Source organism: Pseudomonas sp. V88_4, assembly GCF_029967985.1.
GTDB classification, from domain to species: Bacteria; Pseudomonadota; Gammaproteobacteria; order Pseudomonadales; family Pseudomonadaceae; genus Aquipseudomonas; species Aquipseudomonas glycinae.
Genome location: NZ_JASCAF010000022.1, coordinates 1 through 699, shown reverse-complemented (window position 1 = coordinate 699; position 699 = coordinate 1). Strand labels below are relative to the sequence as shown.

The 699-nt window shown below is 47.5% G+C and carries 1 rRNA gene; it reads left to right on the top strand.

The window, feature by feature from the left end:
• Positions 1-164: 164 nt before the first annotated feature.
• Positions 165-699, top strand: a 23S ribosomal RNA gene (locus tag QLG12_RS07180); the annotation flags it as partial.

Genomic DNA, 699 nt, shown 5'->3' with positions numbered 1-699 from the left:
TCGTTCTTTAAAAATTTGGGTATGTGATAGAAAGATAGACTGAACGTTACTTTCACTGGTAACGGATCAGGCTAAGGTAAAATTTGTGAGTTCTCTTAGTTGAGAAATTCGAATTTTCGGCGAATGTCGTCTTCACAGTATAACCAGATTGCTTGGGGTTATATGGTCAAGTGAAGAAGCGCATACGGTGGATGCCTTGGCAGTCAGAGGCGATGAAAGACGTGGTAGCCTGCGAAAAGCTTCGGGGAGTCGGCAAACAGACTTTGATCCGGAGATGTCTGAATGGGGGAACCCAGCCATCACAAGATGGTTATCTTGTACTGAATACATAGGTGCAAGAGGCGAACCAGGGGAACTGAAACATCTAAGTACCCTGAGGAAAAGAAATCAACCGAGATTCCCTTAGTAGTGGCGAGCGAACGGGGACTAGCCCTTAAGTGGCTTTGAGATTAGCGGAACGCTCTGGAAAGTGCGGCCATAGTGGGTGATAGCCCTGTACGCGAAAGTCTCTTAGTCATGAAATCGAGTAGGACGGAGCACGAGAAACTTTGTCTGAATATGGGGGGACCATCCTCCAAGGCTAAATACTACTGACTGACCGATAGTGAACTAGTACCGTGAGGGAAAGGCGAAAAGAACCCCGGAGAGGGGAGTGAAATAGATCCTGAAACCGTATGCGTACAAGCAGTGGGAGCAGAC